This window comes from Streptomyces sp. A5-4 (assembly GCF_051131715.1).
GTDB lineage: Bacteria > Actinomycetota > Actinomycetes > Streptomycetales > Streptomycetaceae > Streptomyces.
Genome location: NZ_CP178591.1, coordinates 8966378 through 8983150, shown reverse-complemented (window position 1 = coordinate 8983150; position 16773 = coordinate 8966378). Strand labels below are relative to the sequence as shown.

The following is a 16773-nucleotide window of genomic DNA, read 5'->3' as shown; positions in this document are numbered from 1 at the left end:
AGTCTGGGGCAGGCGGGGTGACTTATTCAGTCCACAGCAGGTACAGCCCGATGGGTGTGATGTCGGGCTCGGCTCCGGTGATGACCCAGCGGTAGTAGTCGTAGGCCGCGGTCAAGTTGAGGACGATGTCGCCTGCGCTGTCCTGGTACGGCTCGCTGACGGCGCGCAGGTCCCAGGCGAAACCGAGGGGGGCGACCTGGATGATGCGCCGGCCGTGCAGGTGCGTGATGCCGCGCGCCGGGACCGGGGTTCGCACACCGGGCATGTCGGGGCGCGGTGCGAGGCGGCGCAGCAGGGACGCAGGATCCGCGGTGGCTGCGGGAGGGGCGACAACGACGTCGGCGGCGGGCGGGTCGTACGCCAGGCGGTGCTCGATGTAGATCTGGTCGATGGGCAGGCAGCGGGTGGCGACCGGACCGGGGCTGATTTTGGTGCGCCAGTAGTCGAGCTCGGGCACGACGTCGAGCCAGGTGACGCCGTGCTCCTGGCGGGCGCTGCCGAGGATCCGCAGATCGTGGAGGATCCCGATGCCGGGCTCGGAGATCACGGCGCGCTGGCCGTGCAGGTCTACCGGCATCTGGGCCGCTGGCATGGGGACGGCGGACGGGGGCACCGCGCGGTACCAGGTCCCGCCCTCGACCTCCAGCTGCGGCAGTTCATCCATGCCCGCAGTATCCCCCGTGCGGCCCCGCCTGAAGAGTGCCGGGCCCGCTGTCCACGGACAGTGGGACATCCGGGTGAGCGGACAGTTCAGGTCCTCGTGTGCGGACAGCTGATCTCCCTGTCCGGTATGACTATTTGTCCCTCGGTCGGGCTCAGGCCAACGGGGTGACACCCTGGCCTGTGGTGGCTTGGGTGAGCCGAAGCGAGGAGCCCTCGGTGAGGATGATGTGGGCGTGGTGCAGGAGCCGGTCGACGGCCGCGGTCGCCAGGGTTTTGGGCATGATCGAATCGAATCCCGAGGGGTGCAGGTTCGAGGTCACGATCACCGAGCGGCGCTCGTATGCGGCGTCGATGACACGGTAAAACGCTTCGGCGGCGGCCTGTCCGGACGGGAGCATGCCGATGTCGTCGACGACGATCAAATCGCACCGGGTGATCTTCGCGATGGCCTTGGTGACGGTGTTGTCGACGGTGGCCCGCCCCAGGTGGGTGGTCAGCGATTCCAGGGTGAACCAGGCGACCTGCATCCCGGCGTCGATGGCCTTGTGGGCCAGGGCCTCCGCCAGGTGGCTCTTGCCCGTCCCCGACGGCCCGGTGACAGCCAAATTCTCCGCGCGGCCGATCCATTCCAGGGTCATCAGTGCGTGCTGGGTGGGCAGCGGGATCGAGGAGTCGGCTTCCTTCCAGGACTCGAAGGTCTTGCCGGAGGGCAGGCCGGCCTGGCGGTGGTGGTTGCGGCGGGTGGCCTCGTTGCGGCCGTGGGCCTCGGCCTCCAGCAGGATCCGCACGACCTCGGCGGGGTCCCAGCGTTGGGCCCGGGCGGTGGCCAGTACGTCGGGGGCCGCCGCGCGGAGGTAGGGGAACCGCATCCTTCGCAGCACCGCGTCCAGCTCGGCCGGGATCGGCGGCGCGAGAGGCGCGGGCGGGACCGGGGACGGGGCGGGGATCAGCTCGGGCGGATCGATGACGGCTGTGGTGGCCATGGGCAACTGCCTTTCCTTGCTGGATGGTTCGGGACTGTCCGTTCCCGGGCCGCTTCGCGGCCCGGGAACGGGGGATCAGGTGGCGGGGCGGCCGAAGTCGGACCAGGCGCCGGTGCCGGGCTGCGCGGAGTGTGCCTCGTCGGCGACGACCAGGTCGGCGGGGCGGGCGGCCTCTTTGCGGTGCTGGACGATGGACATCAGGTCGCCCTCGGCGAAGCGCCGGTTGATGGCCGCCAGTCCGAGTGAGAGGTCGACTTCGGCGGTGCCGACCAGGGCGGCGAGCTCGACGGCGCCCGCCATCTTGACCCGGATCCGGGTGGTTCCGGCCGCGGCGGCCTCGATCAGCCAGGACTTCGCCCCGGGGCCCAGTGCCAGGAAGGCTTCCTCGGCGTCGTTGCCGGGCTTGACCTTGGGCGGGCGCGGGGACCCGTCCATCTCCTGGGGGTGGTCGGGGTAGTGGGCGGTGTCGATGACCGGACGCCCGGGCAGGGCGATCTGGTGCCGGGCGACCTCGGCCAGGCCGGCCGGGCCCTGCATCCACTCGGGGCGGTGGGCGAGCTGGGACAGGTCGCAGACCACGACGAGCTCGTCGCCGTCGACGCGCACCCACGCTTCCTGGCCGACCAGTCCGGGCGGGGTCGAGTAGCGCACCGACCCGAAGCGCACCGTCTGGTCCCGCAGCACCTGCCTCGACTCGCCCAGTGCGAGGGTGTGCGGGCCGGCGGGCAGCGCGTGCAGGCGGGTGCGCTCGATGTCGAGCATGGTGGAAGGGGCCCGGCCGGTCTCACGGTGGACCCGGTTGTTGACCTGTTGGCAGAAGATCGCGCAGGCCCCGCGCAGTTCGGCGAACGAGTCGTAGGCGGGCCGCAGGTTGGCGTCGGTGGGCACCAGGTCGGCCTTCGCGACGCGGACCGTGGCCTCGCTGCCGCCCTTCGATTCGGGGTCGAACGGCACACACGTATGTACTTGAAGGCCGTAGTGCCGTCCCGCGGCCACGATTTGGGGGTGGCGGACCGCGACACCGGCGACCCTGTCGATGGTCACCGTCTTCTCGTTGTCGGTCAGCGCATAGGTCGGCACTCCGCCGATCGCCCGCAGCATCGAGTCGACGCAGGAGATCAGCGTGGGCAGGGTCCGGTCCCAGACCGGGATCACCACCCGGAACCTGGACCAGGCCAGCCATGCGCAGAACAGCAGTGTCACGCGGGGCGCACCGCCGCCGGGACCAGGGACTTTCGGGCCCCATCCCCAGTCGAATTGGACCCACAGCCCCGGCTCGGTGATCCATGGGCGATACGTTCTGCGGTGCCCTGCGTCCCAGCGGCCCTTGGCGACCGCCACCGCCCGGCGCGTGGTGCGTTCATCGCCGGTGAACCCCAGCAGCACCAGGCGCTCGTGGAGCTTGTCCGCGCGGGCCTTGCCTTGCGAACGTTCCACCCATTCCTCGATCTTGGGAAGGAACGGGTCGATCAGCTTCGGCCGCATCACCGGTGCGTCAGATGGCTGACCGGTGTCCCTCATCCGTGCGTACCTGCGGACGGTCTTCGGGTCGACCCCGGCCAGTTGGGCAGCCGAATGCGCACACCCGGTGGCGTCCAGGGCCTCGTAGATTTCCATGATCTCCCTGCAAGACTTCTTCACGGTCCCTCCGGCGCGGTCCAGCTCGTTGTCCTCACACCAGCGAGCAAACCCCCGGAGGGATCACCAGTTCGGTACCTGGGTTCGAAAACACACGAACGGCCGTACCGACAGGGAGATCAGCTGTCCGCCAAGCGGGATCCAAAATGTCCGCCTACAAGGATCTTGCGCTGTCCGCTCTCAGCCCGCCGGGCCCGCCTGCCCGCCCCTGGCCGGGGCGGGAAGTCTGGTGGTGTTCAGCCCTCGGTGAGGGTGCGGTGGTCGGCGACGATCCACTCCGTGCCGCCGCCCTCGGGACGCAGGAAGATCGCACATGGGGTGACGCGCCGGGTGGCGGGGTCTTCCCACTCGCCGATGAACTGCACGATGCCCCGGCGGCCGTGGCCGTTCTGGTCGACGGCGGCGGCGCCCTCGGCGAGCCAGCCGGGCAGTCGGCGGTGGGAAGCGGGCCGGTGTGCGGTGTTCATCGCGCAACCTCCGTGTTCGGGCTCCCGCAAGGGTGAACCGTGACGAGACCGCCACGGAGGGGCATCTCGGGGGGCATCATGTGCCCATGCCGATCGGACAGTTGATCCGTGATCTGCGATTACTCAGACAGTGGACACAGGCCCGGCTCGCCGAGGAGCTGGCCATCTGTGCAGGTGACCCCACCGGTGCCCCGGGCCGGGACGCGGTCAAGCGTTGGGAGACGGGCAAGGTCATCCCGGGCAGGCACTGGACCGGGTACCTGTCCCGCGTGCTGGGCGTCCCTGACGGACAACTGGCCGCGGAGGCTACCCTCGACCGCGTGAACCGACGAGGCTTCCTGGGACTGTCCGCCTTGGCGCTCTCGCACGGCGCGCTCGCCACCGAGATGGCGGCCAGCATCGCCGGCCGCGACCCGGGCCCGCTGGCCCACGTGCAGACCAAGCACGGCGCGGACATCGTCACCGCCTCGCTCGCGGACAAGGCGTCCACCGCGAACCTGCGCCGGTGGATGCTCGACGGAGACGTACCGATCCTGCGCGTCAACGCCGCGGGCATCCTCGCCAAGCTGCCCGGACAGGGCCAGGCCGACGACGTCGCCCGCGTCCTGGCCCACGACGAGGAGGTCCGCCACCTCTACATGACGGCCGCCACCTCCCGCGTCTGCGCCGTGGACTGGACACCGCCGGCCGGATCGCCTCCCAGCCGACCGCGTACGCCCGCCGCGCGGACTTCCTCGCCGCCCGCTTCGCGAAGGAAGCCCTCAACCCCCGGGACTCTGGCGCACGCTGGTGCTCCTCGGTCATGCTGCGGGAGCTGAGCCCCATGATCGGACGGAGTCCCGCATGATCGTCTTTGAAGTCCCCGCCGGTGAGCTCGTCGACGAGCTGAACCGCCAGGCCGCCGAGGCCGGCGTCACGGACGCGGCGATCGTCTCCCTGGTCGGGGCCGCCGACTCCTTCACCGTCTCCACCATGCCCGCCGGTGACGCGCTCAAGGACACGATCACCAAGTACGACCTGCCCGGCGAGATGACCGGCACCGGCGAGATCCGCAACGGCTTCGTCCATCTCCACGTCGTCATGGGCGTCGAAGGCGACCGCGCGATCGCCGGCCACCTCCACGAAGCCCACATCGGCACCCACTTCGCCCGCGCCTACGTCATCCCCGCCACCTGACCGGCCACCGCATTAGAGTGTCCGCAACCGGCCCCGGCGCCGCCCTCCCCCCGTTATCTTTTTCGTGGCCCCGCAATGGGGCTCCTGGCCCCCGGGTCCGGCATGACTGTCTTCCCCCTGCCGAACGGATGGCCTGGGGGGTGGTGTCACCGGGCCTGGGGCACCGCTTGACCGCTGATGAGGGGCCTGATCGCCACCGTGTCCGGCGCAACGCCGGACGTGCTCGGGGCAGATCTGCATAACGTGGTTGCCGGCGCGCGGTGCCGTAGGGATAGCCGGGACGGATGCTCACCCGCCCAAGGGGACGCGGATGTTCGACACAAGCGGCATAGGCGTATTCCTCGGCATGGACGTCGGCAAGGGCGAACACCACGCCCACGGCCTGACCCCGGCCGGGAAGACCGTGCACGACAAACGCATGCCCAACAGCGAGCCCAAACTGCGAGCCCTGTTCGGCAAGCTCAGAGCGAAGTTCGGCACCGTCCTGGTGATCGTCGACCAGATCGCCAACATCGGCGCCCTGCCCGTCGCGGTCGCCCGCGACACCGGCTGCCAGGTCGCCTACCTGCCCGGCCTGTCCATGCGCCGGGCCGCCGACCTCTACCCCGGCGAGGCCAAGACCGACGCCCGCGACGCGTTCATCATCGCCGACACCGCCCGCACCATGCCCCACACCCTGCGCTCCATCGAGCTCACCGACGAGACCACCGCCGAGCTCGCCATGCTGGTCGGCTTCGACGACGACCTCGCAGGTGAGGCCACCCGCGTCTCCAACCGGCTGCGCGGCCTGCTCACCCAGATCCACCCCTCCCTGGAACGCGTCCTGGGCCCCCGCGTCCACCACCCCGCCGTCCGGGCCCTGCTGGAACGCTTCGGCTCCCCGGCCCAGATCCGCAAGGCCGGACGCCGCCAACTCATCACCCTGCTCAGACCGTTGGCGCCACGCATGTATGAGCGCCTGGTCGACGAGATCTTCAACGCGCTGGACGAGCAGACCGTGATCGTGCCCGGCACGCGGGCCGCCACCACCATCGTGCCCTCCCTCGCCGCCCAGCTCACCGCCGTCCTCGACCAGCGCCGCACGCTGGAAGGGCAGATCAGCGCCCTGCTGGAGGCCCACCCTCTTTCGAAGCTCCTGATGTCGCTGCCTGGCGTGGGCATCAGGACCGGAGCCGCCCTGCTGATCACCGTCGGCGACGGCTCCACCTTCGCCACCGCCGGGCACCTCGCCTCCTACGCCGGCCTCGCCCCCGTCACCAAATCCTCCGGCAGCTCCATCCGCGGCGAACACGCACCCCACCGCGGAAACCGGCAGCTCAAGCGCGCCATGTTCCTCTCCGCGTTCGCCGCCCTCCACGATGCGCCCTCCCGCACCTACTACGACAAGCAGCGCGTCACCGGCAAAACCCACACCCAGGCACTCCTCCGCCTCGCCCGCCAGCGCATCAACGTCATCCACGCCATGCTCCGCAACGGCACCTTCTACGAACCCCGCGAGCCCAAGAACGTCGAACTCGCCGCATGAACCCGACACGGACGAACCGACTCGAAGGGGACAGTCCAGGGTTGACGAAAGACATAGGGGCACCCCCCCCCCCCCCCCCCCCCCCCCCCCCCCCCCCCCCCCGTGGGTCGGCGCCGGGGCCGGTTGCGGTTACAGGCCGGCGCCGGGCTCGTCGGTGGCCACGGTCCGCAGCGGCCGGTGACCCTTGTCGTCGAGCTGGGCGAGTTCTCGCTCGTAGTCGACGGTGATGGAGCCGTAGTAGTTGACCGCGGAGCTGCGGGCCGGGGAGATGTGCGCCAGGACCTCGGCGTCCACCTCGCGGCCCGCTTCGCGCAGTTCGCCGACAGCCAGGCCCAGATACTCGGTGTGCCAGCAGACCACCGCATTGGTCACCACCGTCAGGCACCATGCCTGCTCGTTCTGCTGCTCGGGCTGGCGCCGGGTGACCTTGCCCTCGCGGGCGTAGTGGAGCTGACGGCGCAGCGAGTGGAGCGACTCGCCCTTGTTCAGCTGCCGGGCGATCTTCCGCCGGTACACCGGATCTGACAGATACTTCGCCGCGTAGATCGTCCTGCGGATGGCCCCGTACTCCTTCAGCGAGGCGGTGGCCTGTCCGTACTTCAGCGACCCCGCGAGCCGCAGCAGGTCGTCCCAGTGGTCGGCCACCAGGTCGAGGTTGGCCTTCTTCGTCAGCAGCGGCCCCGCCGTCGGGAACCGTTCCTCGTACTCGGCCTTCGCGCCCATCCGGTACAGGGTGATCTTGCCCAGGTCGCGGATGCGCGGCGAGGGCGTTGTCAACTTGGGAAGCTGATGTTGATCTTCGCGGGAAAACGTCCGGCCGACCGTCCCACCCGAGCGTCAGATCTCTCGTCGGAGACCGTTCAGAGGGTCGGAAACCCGAGAATTTTCCCGTCGCGGGCATGACATTCTTCCCAAGTTGACAACGCCGTCCTCCAGGGTTTTCAGCCGCAGCCCCGCCCGGTCGGGTACGGCGAACCCGCGGGCCGCGAGGAGCGGACGGACCTGACGGATGGCCTCGGAGACGGTGGAGCGGTCCACGTCGAAGAGTTCGGCGAGGACCGCGTGCGGCAACTGGTGGCGCAGATGGACCAGCGTGACCAGGAGCCGGTCGAAGAAGACCAGCTTCGGTTTGCGCCCAGCCCCTTCCGCCCGTCGGCGCGAGCCACCGCGTGCCGCACGCAGCGTGGACTGGCGGGCAGCTTCCCACGGTCCCGCGAGTTCGGCGAACAACTCGCCGAAATGTGCGCGGGAGATACCGGACAGGGCAGGATGGGAACAGGCCGCACGGGGGCGTTGTCAACTTGGGAAGAATGTCATGCCCGCGACGGGAAAATTCTCGGGTTTCCGACCCTCTGAACGGTCTCCGACGAGAGATCTGACGCTCGGGTGGGACGGTCGGCCGGACGTTTTCCCGCGAAGATCAACATCAGCTTCCCAAGTTGACAACGCCTGGAGGACGTCTTCGCCTATGCCGAGGCCGAGGGCGTCGAGCTGCGGATGGACGGGGCCGAGACCCAGGTCCGCCGCCCTCAGGCACGGCGCCCGGGCCGCCGGGCGTTCGTCTCCGGCAAGCGCAGGCAGAACACCATCAAGACCACCACGTTCAGCGACGGCCAGGGCCGCATGCTGCTGTCCGGCGTGGTCCGCCCGGGCCGAATGCACGATCAGACTGCCCTGCGAACCGAGGGCATCGCCGAGCAGTTCCGAACCCGTCCCACAGTCAAGGCCCGGGTCGACTCCGGGTACCAGGGGCTGGCCAAGGAGTTCCCCGACCAGGTCAGCGCACCGCCGAAGAAGCCCGCGGACGAGGCGTGCGATGGCGACAAATACGCCTGGCAGGAGGCCAGGCGCCGTCAGTCCTCGGCCCGGATCTGCGTCGAGCACAGCAACGCCGAGCTCCGCCAGTGGGCGCCCCTGCGCAGGTTCACCGGACGGCTCGACACCTACGTCGAGACCCACCTCGCGATCGCCGGTCTCGTCTCCGACCGATCCGCCCAGCGGGCCACCCGCCGACAGACCAGCACCGAACTCGTCCCCGTCCGCGACACCACCTGCTGATCACCCACCAGCCGAACCGCCAGGCCAGCACGCCCCGACCTCAATTTCCCCCGAGGTCGTAAGCCCGGACCACCGGGCCCCGTGCAGGCACGTGCCGGCCGGTCAGTGTGGCGTGGCCTGGAAGATGTACAGGGCGCGGCCCCGTTCGTCCTTGCCGAGTTCGTAGCGACCTCCGGGGACAACGACGACTTCGGGGAACCGCTCTCCCTTCACGCCGATGTACGTCTCGGTCTCGCGTGGCCCCCCGAGGTACTTGGCGATGCGAGAGACGGGGGGCGGGCTGATCGGATACCGGGCGGGCTCGTCGGTCATCGCTTCCCTCAGACTGTGAACTGCTGAACGCTGTCAACCACTGCCAGGACTGATACCCCTCACGCTACGCCGCCAGACAGACCGGGACCGGGCGGGCCACGGGAGGGGCGGCGCACCTGCGGGTGCCGGGGTGGTCAAGGGGTTTCGGCCTTGATCGTCCGGGGTGGTCAAGGGGCGGTTTCCTGCGATTCGTAGGCTGGGTGTCATCGGCGCAGGACCACCAGCATGAGGCCAGCCAGGCCCACGCCGGCGGTGGCGGCCAGGGTGAGCGGCGTGGCAGCGCCCGGGTGCTGCCACGCCAGGTAGCCGAGTCCCCCGGCGATCATCAGCACCACGAGAAGCGAGAGCACGGCGAGGTGCGGGGAGGATGTGGGCATGACCACGCGCCCGACGCTGACCCAACGGGAGGCCGCCGCGTGCGGCGTCAGCCGTACGACCATCCGCCGCCGCCGTGAGGCCGGCGACCTGCCGGGGGCACTCCAGGATCCGCAGCGCGGATGGGTGATCCCGGTGGACGACCTGTTGGCAGCCGGTTTCCGGCTGAACACCCCAGCCCCGCCAGAGGCGTCAGCCCCGGCGGCCGGGGACGTCGCGCGCGACCAGGAGCACGGCCAGGTCGAGGACGTCGCCGCGCTGCGTGCCGAGCTGGAGCGCGCGCGGCACGGCCGGGAACTGGCGGATGCGGAGGTGACGCATCTGAAATGCCGGCTGACGGAGCGGGGCGAGCACATCGCGGATTTGCAACGGGCGATCGCGGCGCTGATGCCCGGGTGTGCGCGGACTCGATGACCTTCCTGACCATGGGGCTGCCCAGGGCCCACAGGATCTGGACGCTGCCCGGTGCGCGGAAGACGAGATCGCCTCCGGACCACTTCTGGACCGCGTAGCCGAGGCGGGTTGCGCGCTCGGCTTGCGCGGGCGTGTCTCCGGCGGCGAGACGTTCCGTCACCCGGGTGCCCACGGTGATGCCGACTGCGGGCAGAGCCCGGCCCATCCACACGCCGGGCAGGACGCCTGCTTCTTCCTGCGCCTGGTCCAGGTTCTTGCCCCGGGGCCGGCGGCCGTCGCCGACCGCGACCTGGCGCAGGTAGTACCGGTACGCGGAGCCCTTGCTGACTTGCTTGAACGTCATCATGCAACCCAGCTCAGCACGTCAAAAGCGCTGGTCAAGGTCCTGTTGCGCGTGCTCCCGCAGGGTGGGAGGGAAACGTCGACAAGATGCGTGGCCGTCCCGTACAACGGGCGGCCGGCACGCGAACTTCCCACCCAGGCCCCGACCGGCAGAGCTCCGGTGCGCAGGACACCGCCCAGCGAACCGACACACGACAGGGCCACTACGAACACGTAGCAGCCCATCGCTTGGCGGGGCCAGGACACGCTGTTCCGCCGCGGGCTCTACGAACGCCTCTGCGCAGCCGACGTCGACTACCCCGACGACATCTCCATCAGCTGGGCCCCGGCCAACCGGTTCAACGGCCTCACCGACGAAGACATCGTCTCTCTCGCCGTCGTGACCGGGGCCGGCTTCGACGACGTCCGGGCCGCCCACAAAGCGGACTTGGCCGAGTGGGCCCGCGAGCAGCCGCTCCGCGACCATCCTGATCTCGCCGTCCTGGACGCCGACCTGGACCGCATCGCCCGACGGCACTGAGAGTTCCGGCCGGCCCATGACGTGGTGAGCGGCCCGTCGTTCCGGTCCCCGCTCACGACCGGGACTGTCGGATCAAGGGATCAGTACGCAGTGGTTCTCGATGACCCTGCCGCTGCGGTTCAAGCCCCCACAGACGGCCAGCCGTCCAGATCCAGGCTCCCCGAGCTCGCGGTTGACGACGAACCGGTGGTGGTCGTCGTTGAGCTTCTGCTGTGCCCAGCTGCCCGCGAAGGCCCGCAACGTCCCCGGCAGTCCGTCCCTGGTCCAGACAGTGATGTCCTGGACATAGCGGGTGCCCTGGTAGGCGGTTGCCACGCAGATATGGGTGCCGCACGTGGACTTCACCGCAGCGCTCGCCGGTGCTGCGGTCACCAGCCCCACGGCGAGGATTGTGGCGAGGCCAGCCGCGGTCGCCGCCAGCCGTCGCCGTACGGTTGTTGTCAGCTGAAACTTCTCCTGACGCGTGTACATCATGAGACCCCTTTGATCATCTTGTATTGACTGGCTGTGCAACGTATTGAAGTTGTCACGTTCAGTCACGCATGGTGCCCGTATCCGGTGGTGTCACCCCAAAGGGTGACCTCACCGATGACGGGTCGATCCTCGTGCAGTCAGCAGGCTGGTTCCCGCATCGGACCACTTCCAGCGCGCCATTGAGGTTCCCCCGGTGTGTGGGAGGTGCTGATCAGCTGGTCAGGTACGGGGGTGCCTGTACCGAGTCTTTCGCCAGCGACGACCTAGCCGATGATCATGACAGTCAGACCACCGGGAACCCCTCCAGGTCGCCAAAAAGCCCATATGGCCGCATTGAATATCAAACAGCTACAGATCGGGATACACCTGATACGCGACCGACACCCGGCCGCAGAAACGCCCCACAGGAGCCGATCATGAAAACACGCACCACAGCCCGCGCCACCGCAACAGCACTCCTCGCACTCGCACTCGCCATCCCCGCCACCGCAGCCCAGGCCGCACCCCCGACCCCGCCCAGCCCCTGCCCCGCAGAAGCCCAGGCCTACGCCACCATCGCCGGCACCAGCAGCCCCGCCGGGACCCACGGACCCATCCCCGTCGTCCCCCCCGCCTCGGCAGCAGGCGGCCTCCTCGGCCTCGCCGGCCTCCTCCAGCTCGTCCTCAGCAACCTCAACCTCGCCGTCCCCATTCAGGCCCCCACCGACATCAACATCCTCGGAGGAGGAGGCCTCAGCGGTGGCGGTGGCGGTGGCGCCAACAGCGCCAACGGCGCCCCCGGCACCGTCGACCCCACCACCGCCGGCAGCAACGTACGAACAGCATTCACCAAACTCATCACCTGCATCAACAAAGCCACCCCCACCACCCCGTAACACAGCCACCGGCCCGAAAGGGACCAACAGCGCCCGGAGCCCCAACCACCCCACTGGCCTTAACGACGCCATCGGCCCCACCCCACTCGGCCTCGGGTGACAGGTCGTTCGAGCTCCCCGGAACCGGGCGCGGCCCTTTCAAGATCGCCTGAGGGGTGCGGGGTTGGTGATGAGCCGCGTGCCGGCGTGCTGAGCAGGGCGGAGCTCCGGCCGGACGAGGGTTCTCACACCAACTCACCTATGCCGGAGCTCCGTTGCTGATCGAGCCTGCCATCCCTGACTGACGCCCTGCTGCCCGCGTCCGGTTCAGTCCGTGCTGGTGTCCTTGCCGACCAGACCGGACAGCAGCTCGATGATGCGGGCGCTGCCGGTACGCACCTCGTCGGTGAGGGCGTCCAGGCGGGTGTTCACCGCGGTGAACCCGTCACGGACCTCACGGCGCAGCGCGGCCTGGCCCTCGATGACGGCGGCAAGGCCAGTGGCGTCGGTCACCGGGCGGGGTTCGTGCCGCGGAGGATGGTGAGGATCTCCGTCAGCATCTCGCCGTGCTGATCTAGGTCCTGTCTGGAGTCCAAATCATGAGTTCGGTAGATCGCCTGCGCACGGAGGCCCGGTCTTGATAGGCCATCAGTCATGGCGCGAGGCGATCTCACCGACGAGCAGTGGACTCTGATCGAACCCCATCTCCCGATCGCTGCGGTCGGGCCTATCCCCGATCTGCGGAAACACTTCAACGCGGTGATGTGGCGATTTCGCACCGGCAGCCCCTGGCGCGACCTGCCGACCGAGTTCGGGCCCTGGCAGAGTGCGTACGATCGCTTCCGGATCTGGGCGAGGCAGGGCGTCTTCCAGCACCTGATGGAGGCGATGATCGCCGAGGCCGCCGCCCGTGGCCAGACCGATATGGGCTTGGTCAGCGTGGACTCGGCGACTGCCCGGGCCCACCACCACGCTGCCGGGATGGCCCTGGACCCGGAGCAGTTGGCGGCCCTGGAGGCTGCCGTCGAGCCCGAAAAGGGGGCGGCACGAAGGGACAACAGCCGCAGGACGGACAGGTCGAGGACGATGCCCGCGTCGAGCGGCGACGGGTCCTGCGACGACACCGGGCCCGCTTGAAAGCCGCTGAACTGGGACGTTCCCGGGGCGGACTGACCAGCAAGATCCACGTGGCGGCCGACCGGCGGTGCCGCCCACTGGCGTTCGTCCTCACGCCCGGACAGGCCGGCGACAGCCCGCAGTTCACCCCGGTGCTGCAGCAACACGGCCACCACGCAGACCCACTGCCCGTCCGGCTCGTCGACCCCAGCGAACTCGCCGCCTACGTCATGCACACAACATCAACGACAGGCTGACGTGACACGCTCCATCAATTAATCGACGCCCCCTATGACCAGCCGTGCAGCCGTCCGACTGCATTTGCGCTTTATGTATGATCCGATTTTCTTTAGCGGTCTTGCCACGGCACCCGCTGATGCGGGTAGCTAGGGCGCGCACCCGCTTCCTTGTTCCGGGCTTCCGATGAGCCCTGGCGGGGCGGCTGTGAACCGGCCTCCGGTTCACAGCCGCCCCGGGAGGCGGTCGTGCACACCTGTACGTGAGGGAGACGTCATGAAGAAGGCTTACGAAGCGCCGACGCTCGCCAAGCTGGGGACGTTCCGGAAGAAGACCGGGCTCCTGCAGCGCTCCGGCAACGACCGGCTCATCCTGAGCAAGAACTGACGGCCGACGGTTCTGACTCGACGTCATGACTGAACTGCACGAGAGTGCGGGGGCGGGCCCCGGCGACGCGCGCTTCACGGTCTTCACCGACTGTGAGCGCGCGGCCGCCGCGGCCCGCTCCTTCTCCCGCCCCCGGAAGCCGGATCCTCACACATGCCTCGGGCCGTCCCTGGCCCTGCTCGCCCGCGCGGACCGGGGCTTCGCCCGGTTCCTCGCCCAGCGGACCGAGGATCAGGACGACAGGAACGGCGACGGCGAGGAAACCCCGCGGTGACCGCCGGCCACCCGCGCGAGACCGCCCCAGCAGCGAGGCCCGCCATGCACACCAGCACACACACGGTCCTGTACGACCCCGACGGACTGATCGAAGCGGAACTCCCGCTCGACCGCGAACCGTACGAGTGCCTCATCAAGGCCGTCCTCGCGTGGACCGGCCCGGACGCGCTCACGACCCGCGACTACGAGCAGATCGCCCTCCAGCTGACCGGCCACGCCCGCGCGGTCGCCTCCGACGTCCGCCGCCGCGCCGACCAGCTGCCGAAGAACAGCGGGCCCAAGGCGCTCGCCGACGTCGTTCTACGCGAGGCGAAAGGCCGGCTGTCCGCGACGCTGGAAGGCACCGTGCACTGCGTCCAGAACCGCGCCCGGATGGTGCGCGCCCTCTACGAGCGCCTGGACCGCCTCACGGAAGCCGTCCCGGCCGCCCACCCCTGACCCGGCAGCGCACCGCACACAGCGACGGGCTGCGACTTCGAACGCCCGCCCGTCACCCGCCGAGGCCGAGGAGGAGGGGGAGGATGCTGCTGAGGCCGCCGCCGCCGAGGCCGCCGAGGCCGCCGTCGCCGTCGCCGAGCGTGCACTACTGGCTGACGGTATTGCGGGCAGCGATCAGCCGCTGTAGGAGGATTTCCCTCTGCTTCTCCCCCATTTTTTCGATCACGATGTCAGCCACCTTGGCTCCGTCCCGCCAGGGCATCTTGACGACGGCCTGGCGGGGCGCCAGCAATTCCTGGTTGGCCGGGGCGTCGGCCTGACTTGCCTCTTGGAGCATGTCCGGGGGAGTCAGCGCCTCTGCATCGGGATGCTCTGTGGCAGGGGGGGTGCTAACGGCGTTAGCACCCCGATCCTTCTGGCGCCGCAGCTTGCGTTGCGCACGGGATGCCATCGCTTCTTCAGCGGCGTGGTGCTGCTGCTGGGCCGGAAGCTGACCGACGTTGCGGGCGACTTCGACGGGGAGGCTCTTGGCCTCGACGGCTTGCTGTAGTTCGGGGGTGAGCTTGAGCAGAGCGATCCGTTGGGTGACCCAGGGGCTGGATTTTCCGAGGGCGCGGGCTACGGCGCGCTGCGAGCCGTGGACCTCTACGAGGCGTTGCAGAGCCTTGGCCTCATCCAGGGGGTCGAGGTTCTCGTGCTGGACAGCCGCGGTGAGGGCGGACTCCAGCAGGGTGTCGGCGTCTTCGGCAAGGGAGTCGTCGATGTGGACAGGGACATCGTCCAGGCCGGCCATGGTGGCACCGGCGAGACGCCGGTTGCCGTCGACGACAACGAACTCGGCAGATTCGAGGGCCGCCTCGTGGCCGGGGTGCGCGCCGAGGAAGGCGGCGCGGGTGACGACGGTGAGGGGCTGGATGACGCCTCGTGCGGTGAGGCTGTCAGCCATCTCCTCTACCGCTTTGAGTTCTTCCCTGGGGTTGAACGGGTTGTGAGCGATGCGGGTGAGGGACAGGCGTGGTGACGTTGCCGGATTGTCGCTGCCGGCTGCAGGCGTGGGGTCGTCGCTCTGTCCGGCGTACCGGGCGAAGGACGCGGCGCGGCTGCTGAGGGGGTGAGCAACGGCGTCGAAGGTGGCAGATTTTCCGAGGGAGTCAGCCTTGCTCATGCCAGCCCCCGCACAATCTGCCGCATGCCGTGGGCTTGGTCGCACTCAGGTGCGTAGTCCAGCAGTGGCCGCTGCACGCGGACAGCTTCGCGCTGTTCCTTGACGTCAGGGATGACGGACAGTACCGGCGGGCTGCCGAGCGCTTTCCACTTGTCGAGGGAAGAAGTGGCGATGAATCCGCGGCGTGAGTCGTACTTGTTCACGACCAGGCCGAGTTGTTCGACGTCAATGTCGTAGTCGCGGACGAGGGAGCTGACCTGATCGATGAGCATGCCGTAGGCCTGAGCGGAGGTGTCTTCGGCTTCGACGGGGATGACCAGGCCGGAGGAGCCGGGCTTCTCACCGTCGCGCTGGCGGCCGTAGACGAGCCCGGCGTCCATGGCCAGGCCGAGGCTGGGTGGGGAGTCGACGACGATGACGTCGAAGTGCTCTTCGACGGTGACGAGCGCCCTTTCAAGGGCTGCGTGTCGGGGGCCGCGGAAGATGGTGAGGCCGGAGTCAAGGAGGAACGCGTCGAAGGCAGCGGGCAGCACACGCAGCCGGTCGCCGAAGCGTTGTCCCTCTATAACGACGGTGAGGTCGATCAGGGGCTGCTGGGTGTCGTCCCGGTGGAGCATGTGCGTGACCAGGCTTTCCTGCCCGGCGGGGATGGCCTTGAGGCCGAGCTGGTGGGAAAGGTGGCCCTGGGGGTCGTAGTCAACCAACAGGGTCCGGCTGCCCATCTCTGCGAACGCCTGGGCAATGCCGGCAGACACTGCGGTCTTCCCGACGCCGCCCTTCTGGTTGCACACCACCAAGCGCCGTACCGTCTGGGTCTCGTCGGCGGGGTTCTGCTCCAGCCACAAGGCGACGGCTTGCGCGAGGCCTTGGATATAGGAGATGCCGCGGTCGCGGGAGTCGCTCTTGAATGAGTCGTAGAGCCCTTCGGGGAGCCACGTGCCGAAGGACTCCGCGCCGGCGGTCTCGATCTGGGGCAGCGGTGCCGGGTGAGCCTGCCACGCCTGGATGCCGACAGAGACGGCGTCCTGGAGATCTGTATTGAGCTGCGCTGCCCGGACTTTGAGGGCCTGTCGGAGGTGTGCGGGCAGCTTGGAGACGAGCTTCTCGCGCTCACCTCCAGGTTTCGGAGATGACATGACGGCAGCATACTGCCGCAGGGGCAGCCTTGGCCGCGCGCAACGCGCGCCTTTGCACGAACACCGCGTTAGCTGTTGTGGGGTGCTAACGGCGTTAGCACCCCACTAAATCCATTCTTCGTCAGAGTCGTCGGCGCTCGGGGCCGATGAGGAGATCCGGGGGAAGTGGGGAGCGCATGGTGGGGGTGTCCTTGTTCGTGGAAGGTTTGGGGTGCTC

24 protein-coding genes and 1 pseudogene are annotated in these 16773 nt (G+C 69.1%); 12 read left to right on the top strand and 13 right to left on the bottom strand.

Going from position 1 to position 16773, the window contains the following annotated elements; all coding sequences use genetic code 11:
- Positions 1 to 22 precede the first annotated feature (22 nt).
- The 4 genes from ACLLJJ_RS42070 to ACLLJJ_RS42055 form a co-directional block, all read right to left on the bottom strand.
- Positions 23 to 664: a hypothetical protein gene (locus ACLLJJ_RS42070; protein ID WP_434600099.1), complete on the bottom strand. Its 642-nt coding sequence runs from the start codon at positions 662 to 664 to the stop codon at positions 23 to 25.
- 151 nt (positions 665 to 815) lie between these two features.
- Complete coding sequence (gene istB / locus ACLLJJ_RS42065) at positions 816 to 1646, bottom strand: IS21-like element helper ATPase IstB (protein WP_267719259.1); 831 nt, start codon at positions 1644 to 1646, stop codon at positions 816 to 818.
- Positions 1647 to 1721: 75 nt separating this feature from the next.
- Positions 1722 to 3263, bottom strand: coding sequence for an IS21 family transposase (gene istA / locus ACLLJJ_RS42060; RefSeq protein WP_283472000.1), 1542 nt, complete (start codon positions 3261 to 3263; stop codon positions 1722 to 1724).
- 257 nt (positions 3264 to 3520) lie between these two features.
- The gene (locus ACLLJJ_RS42055; protein ID WP_434600098.1) at positions 3521 to 3751 is read right to left on the bottom strand and encodes a hypothetical protein; all 231 of its coding nucleotides are present in this window, start codon (positions 3749 to 3751) and stop codon (positions 3521 to 3523) included.
- Positions 3752 to 3837: 86 nt separating this feature from the next.
- Here ACLLJJ_RS42055 and ACLLJJ_RS42050 point away from each other — a divergent pair, with 86 nt between their 5' ends.
- The 3 genes from ACLLJJ_RS42050 to ACLLJJ_RS42040 all read left to right on the top strand — a co-directional run bounded on the left by ACLLJJ_RS42050 (position 3838) and on the right by ACLLJJ_RS42040 (position 6452).
- Positions 3838 to 4569 carry a helix-turn-helix transcriptional regulator gene (locus ACLLJJ_RS42050; protein ID WP_434600097.1) on the top strand — a complete coding sequence of 244 codons (732 nt, stop codon included), beginning with the start codon at positions 3838 to 3840 and terminating at the stop codon, positions 4567 to 4569.
- A 25-nt stretch (positions 4570 to 4594) separates the two neighbouring features.
- The gene (locus ACLLJJ_RS42045) at positions 4595 to 4927 is read left to right on the top strand and encodes a PCC domain-containing protein (RefSeq protein ID WP_434600095.1); all 333 of its coding nucleotides are present in this window, start codon (positions 4595 to 4597) and stop codon (positions 4925 to 4927) included.
- A 310-nt stretch (positions 4928 to 5237) separates the two neighbouring features.
- Entirely contained in the window at positions 5238 to 6452 is a 1215-nt protein-coding gene (locus ACLLJJ_RS42040; protein WP_434600093.1) for an IS110 family transposase, read from the top strand.
- A 129-nt stretch (positions 6453 to 6581) separates the two neighbouring features.
- Here the strand turns inward: ACLLJJ_RS42040 and ACLLJJ_RS42035 are convergent, their stop codons facing one another.
- Entirely contained in the window at positions 6582 to 7229 is a 648-nt protein-coding gene (locus ACLLJJ_RS42035) for a Tn3 family transposase (protein WP_434600091.1), read from the bottom strand.
- Between the two features lie 60 nt (positions 7230 to 7289).
- Complete coding sequence (locus ACLLJJ_RS42030) at positions 7290 to 7682, bottom strand: helix-turn-helix domain-containing protein (protein ID WP_434600090.1); 393 nt, start codon at positions 7680 to 7682, stop codon at positions 7290 to 7292.
- Positions 7683 to 7949: 267 nt separating this feature from the next.
- On the opposite strand from ACLLJJ_RS42030, the gene ACLLJJ_RS42025 reads away from it, so the two are divergent.
- On the top strand, positions 7950 to 8510 hold the full coding sequence (locus ACLLJJ_RS42025; protein WP_434600089.1) for a transposase family protein: 561 nt from the start codon (positions 7950 to 7952) through the stop codon (positions 8508 to 8510).
- A gap of 102 nt (positions 8511 to 8612) precedes the next feature.
- Here the strand turns inward: ACLLJJ_RS42025 and ACLLJJ_RS42020 are convergent, their stop codons facing one another.
- Both ACLLJJ_RS42020 and ACLLJJ_RS42015 read right to left on the bottom strand, forming a co-directional pair.
- Entirely contained in the window at positions 8613 to 8822 is a 210-nt protein-coding gene (locus ACLLJJ_RS42020) for a hypothetical protein (RefSeq protein ID WP_434600088.1), read from the bottom strand.
- A gap of 203 nt (positions 8823 to 9025) precedes the next feature.
- Complete coding sequence (locus ACLLJJ_RS42015; RefSeq protein ID WP_434600087.1) at positions 9026 to 9205, bottom strand: hypothetical protein; 180 nt, start codon at positions 9203 to 9205, stop codon at positions 9026 to 9028.
- Between ACLLJJ_RS42015 and ACLLJJ_RS42010 the strand changes: the two genes are divergently transcribed.
- Positions 9198 to 9611 (top strand): helix-turn-helix transcriptional regulator, encoded by a 414-nt coding sequence (locus tag ACLLJJ_RS42010; RefSeq protein WP_434600714.1) that lies wholly within the window; start codon positions 9198 to 9200, stop codon positions 9609 to 9611. The two genes, ACLLJJ_RS42015 and ACLLJJ_RS42010, sit on opposite strands and share 8 nt — an antisense overlap.
- A 31-nt stretch (positions 9612 to 9642) precedes the next feature.
- Here the strand turns inward: ACLLJJ_RS42010 and ACLLJJ_RS42005 are convergent.
- Positions 9643 to 9954, bottom strand: a pseudogene (locus ACLLJJ_RS42005) (relaxase domain-containing protein); the annotation flags it as partial.
- Between the two features lie 378 nt (positions 9955 to 10332).
- On the opposite strand from ACLLJJ_RS42005, the gene ACLLJJ_RS42000 reads away from it, so the two are divergent.
- Positions 10333 to 10473, top strand: a complete 141-nt coding sequence (locus ACLLJJ_RS42000; protein WP_434600086.1) for a hypothetical protein — start codon at positions 10333 to 10335, stop codon at positions 10471 to 10473.
- A gap of 72 nt (positions 10474 to 10545) precedes the next feature.
- On the opposite strand, the gene ACLLJJ_RS41995 is transcribed toward ACLLJJ_RS42000, so the two are convergent.
- Positions 10546 to 10947 carry a hypothetical protein gene (locus ACLLJJ_RS41995; protein ID WP_434600085.1) on the bottom strand — a complete coding sequence of 134 codons (402 nt, stop codon included), beginning with the start codon at positions 10945 to 10947 and terminating at the stop codon, positions 10546 to 10548.
- Between the two features lie 416 nt (positions 10948 to 11363).
- Here ACLLJJ_RS41995 and ACLLJJ_RS41990 point away from each other — a divergent pair, with 416 nt between their 5' ends.
- The gene (locus ACLLJJ_RS41990) at positions 11364 to 11822 is read left to right on the top strand and encodes a hypothetical protein (RefSeq protein ID WP_434600084.1); all 459 of its coding nucleotides are present in this window, start codon (positions 11364 to 11366) and stop codon (positions 11820 to 11822) included.
- A 306-nt stretch (positions 11823 to 12128) separates the two neighbouring features.
- Here ACLLJJ_RS41990 and ACLLJJ_RS41985 read toward each other — a convergent pair whose 3' ends face one another.
- Positions 12129 to 12314 carry a hypothetical protein gene (locus ACLLJJ_RS41985; RefSeq protein WP_434600083.1) on the bottom strand — a complete coding sequence of 62 codons (186 nt, stop codon included), beginning with the start codon at positions 12312 to 12314 and terminating at the stop codon, positions 12129 to 12131.
- A 141-nt stretch (positions 12315 to 12455) separates the two neighbouring features.
- Here ACLLJJ_RS41985 and ACLLJJ_RS41980 point away from each other — a divergent pair, with 141 nt between their 5' ends.
- The 5 genes from ACLLJJ_RS41980 to ACLLJJ_RS41960 all read left to right on the top strand — a co-directional run bounded on the left by ACLLJJ_RS41980 (position 12456) and on the right by ACLLJJ_RS41960 (position 14255).
- Positions 12456 to 12938: an IS5 family transposase gene (locus ACLLJJ_RS41980; protein ID WP_434600082.1), complete on the top strand. Its 483-nt coding sequence runs from the start codon at positions 12456 to 12458 to the stop codon at positions 12936 to 12938.
- The gene (locus ACLLJJ_RS41975; RefSeq protein WP_434600081.1) at positions 12935 to 13174 is read left to right on the top strand and encodes a hypothetical protein; all 240 of its coding nucleotides are present in this window, start codon (positions 12935 to 12937) and stop codon (positions 13172 to 13174) included. Before ACLLJJ_RS41980 ends, ACLLJJ_RS41975 begins: the two co-directional genes overlap by 4 nt.
- Before the next feature lie 256 nt (positions 13175 to 13430).
- Positions 13431 to 13541, top strand: coding sequence for a keywimysin-related RiPP (locus ACLLJJ_RS41970; protein ID WP_356565628.1), 111 nt, complete (start codon positions 13431 to 13433; stop codon positions 13539 to 13541).
- Between the two features lie 25 nt (positions 13542 to 13566).
- Positions 13567 to 13815 carry a hypothetical protein gene (locus ACLLJJ_RS41965; RefSeq protein ID WP_434600713.1) on the top strand — a complete coding sequence of 83 codons (249 nt, stop codon included), beginning with the start codon at positions 13567 to 13569 and terminating at the stop codon, positions 13813 to 13815.
- Between the two features lie 44 nt (positions 13816 to 13859).
- Positions 13860 to 14255 carry a DUF6415 family natural product biosynthesis protein gene (locus ACLLJJ_RS41960; protein WP_434600678.1) on the top strand — a complete coding sequence of 132 codons (396 nt, stop codon included), beginning with the start codon at positions 13860 to 13862 and terminating at the stop codon, positions 14253 to 14255.
- Positions 14256 to 14400: 145 nt separating this feature from the next.
- Here ACLLJJ_RS41960 and ACLLJJ_RS41955 read toward each other — a convergent pair whose 3' ends face one another.
- On the bottom strand, positions 14401 to 15420 hold the full coding sequence (locus ACLLJJ_RS41955; protein ID WP_434600080.1) for a ParB/RepB/Spo0J family partition protein: 1020 nt from the start codon (positions 15418 to 15420) through the stop codon (positions 14401 to 14403).
- Positions 15417 to 16556: a ParA family protein gene (locus tag ACLLJJ_RS41950; RefSeq protein ID WP_434600079.1), complete on the bottom strand. Its 1140-nt coding sequence runs from the start codon at positions 16554 to 16556 to the stop codon at positions 15417 to 15419. Before ACLLJJ_RS41950 ends, ACLLJJ_RS41955 begins: the two co-directional genes overlap by 4 nt.
- Positions 16557 to 16773 lie beyond the last annotated feature (217 nt).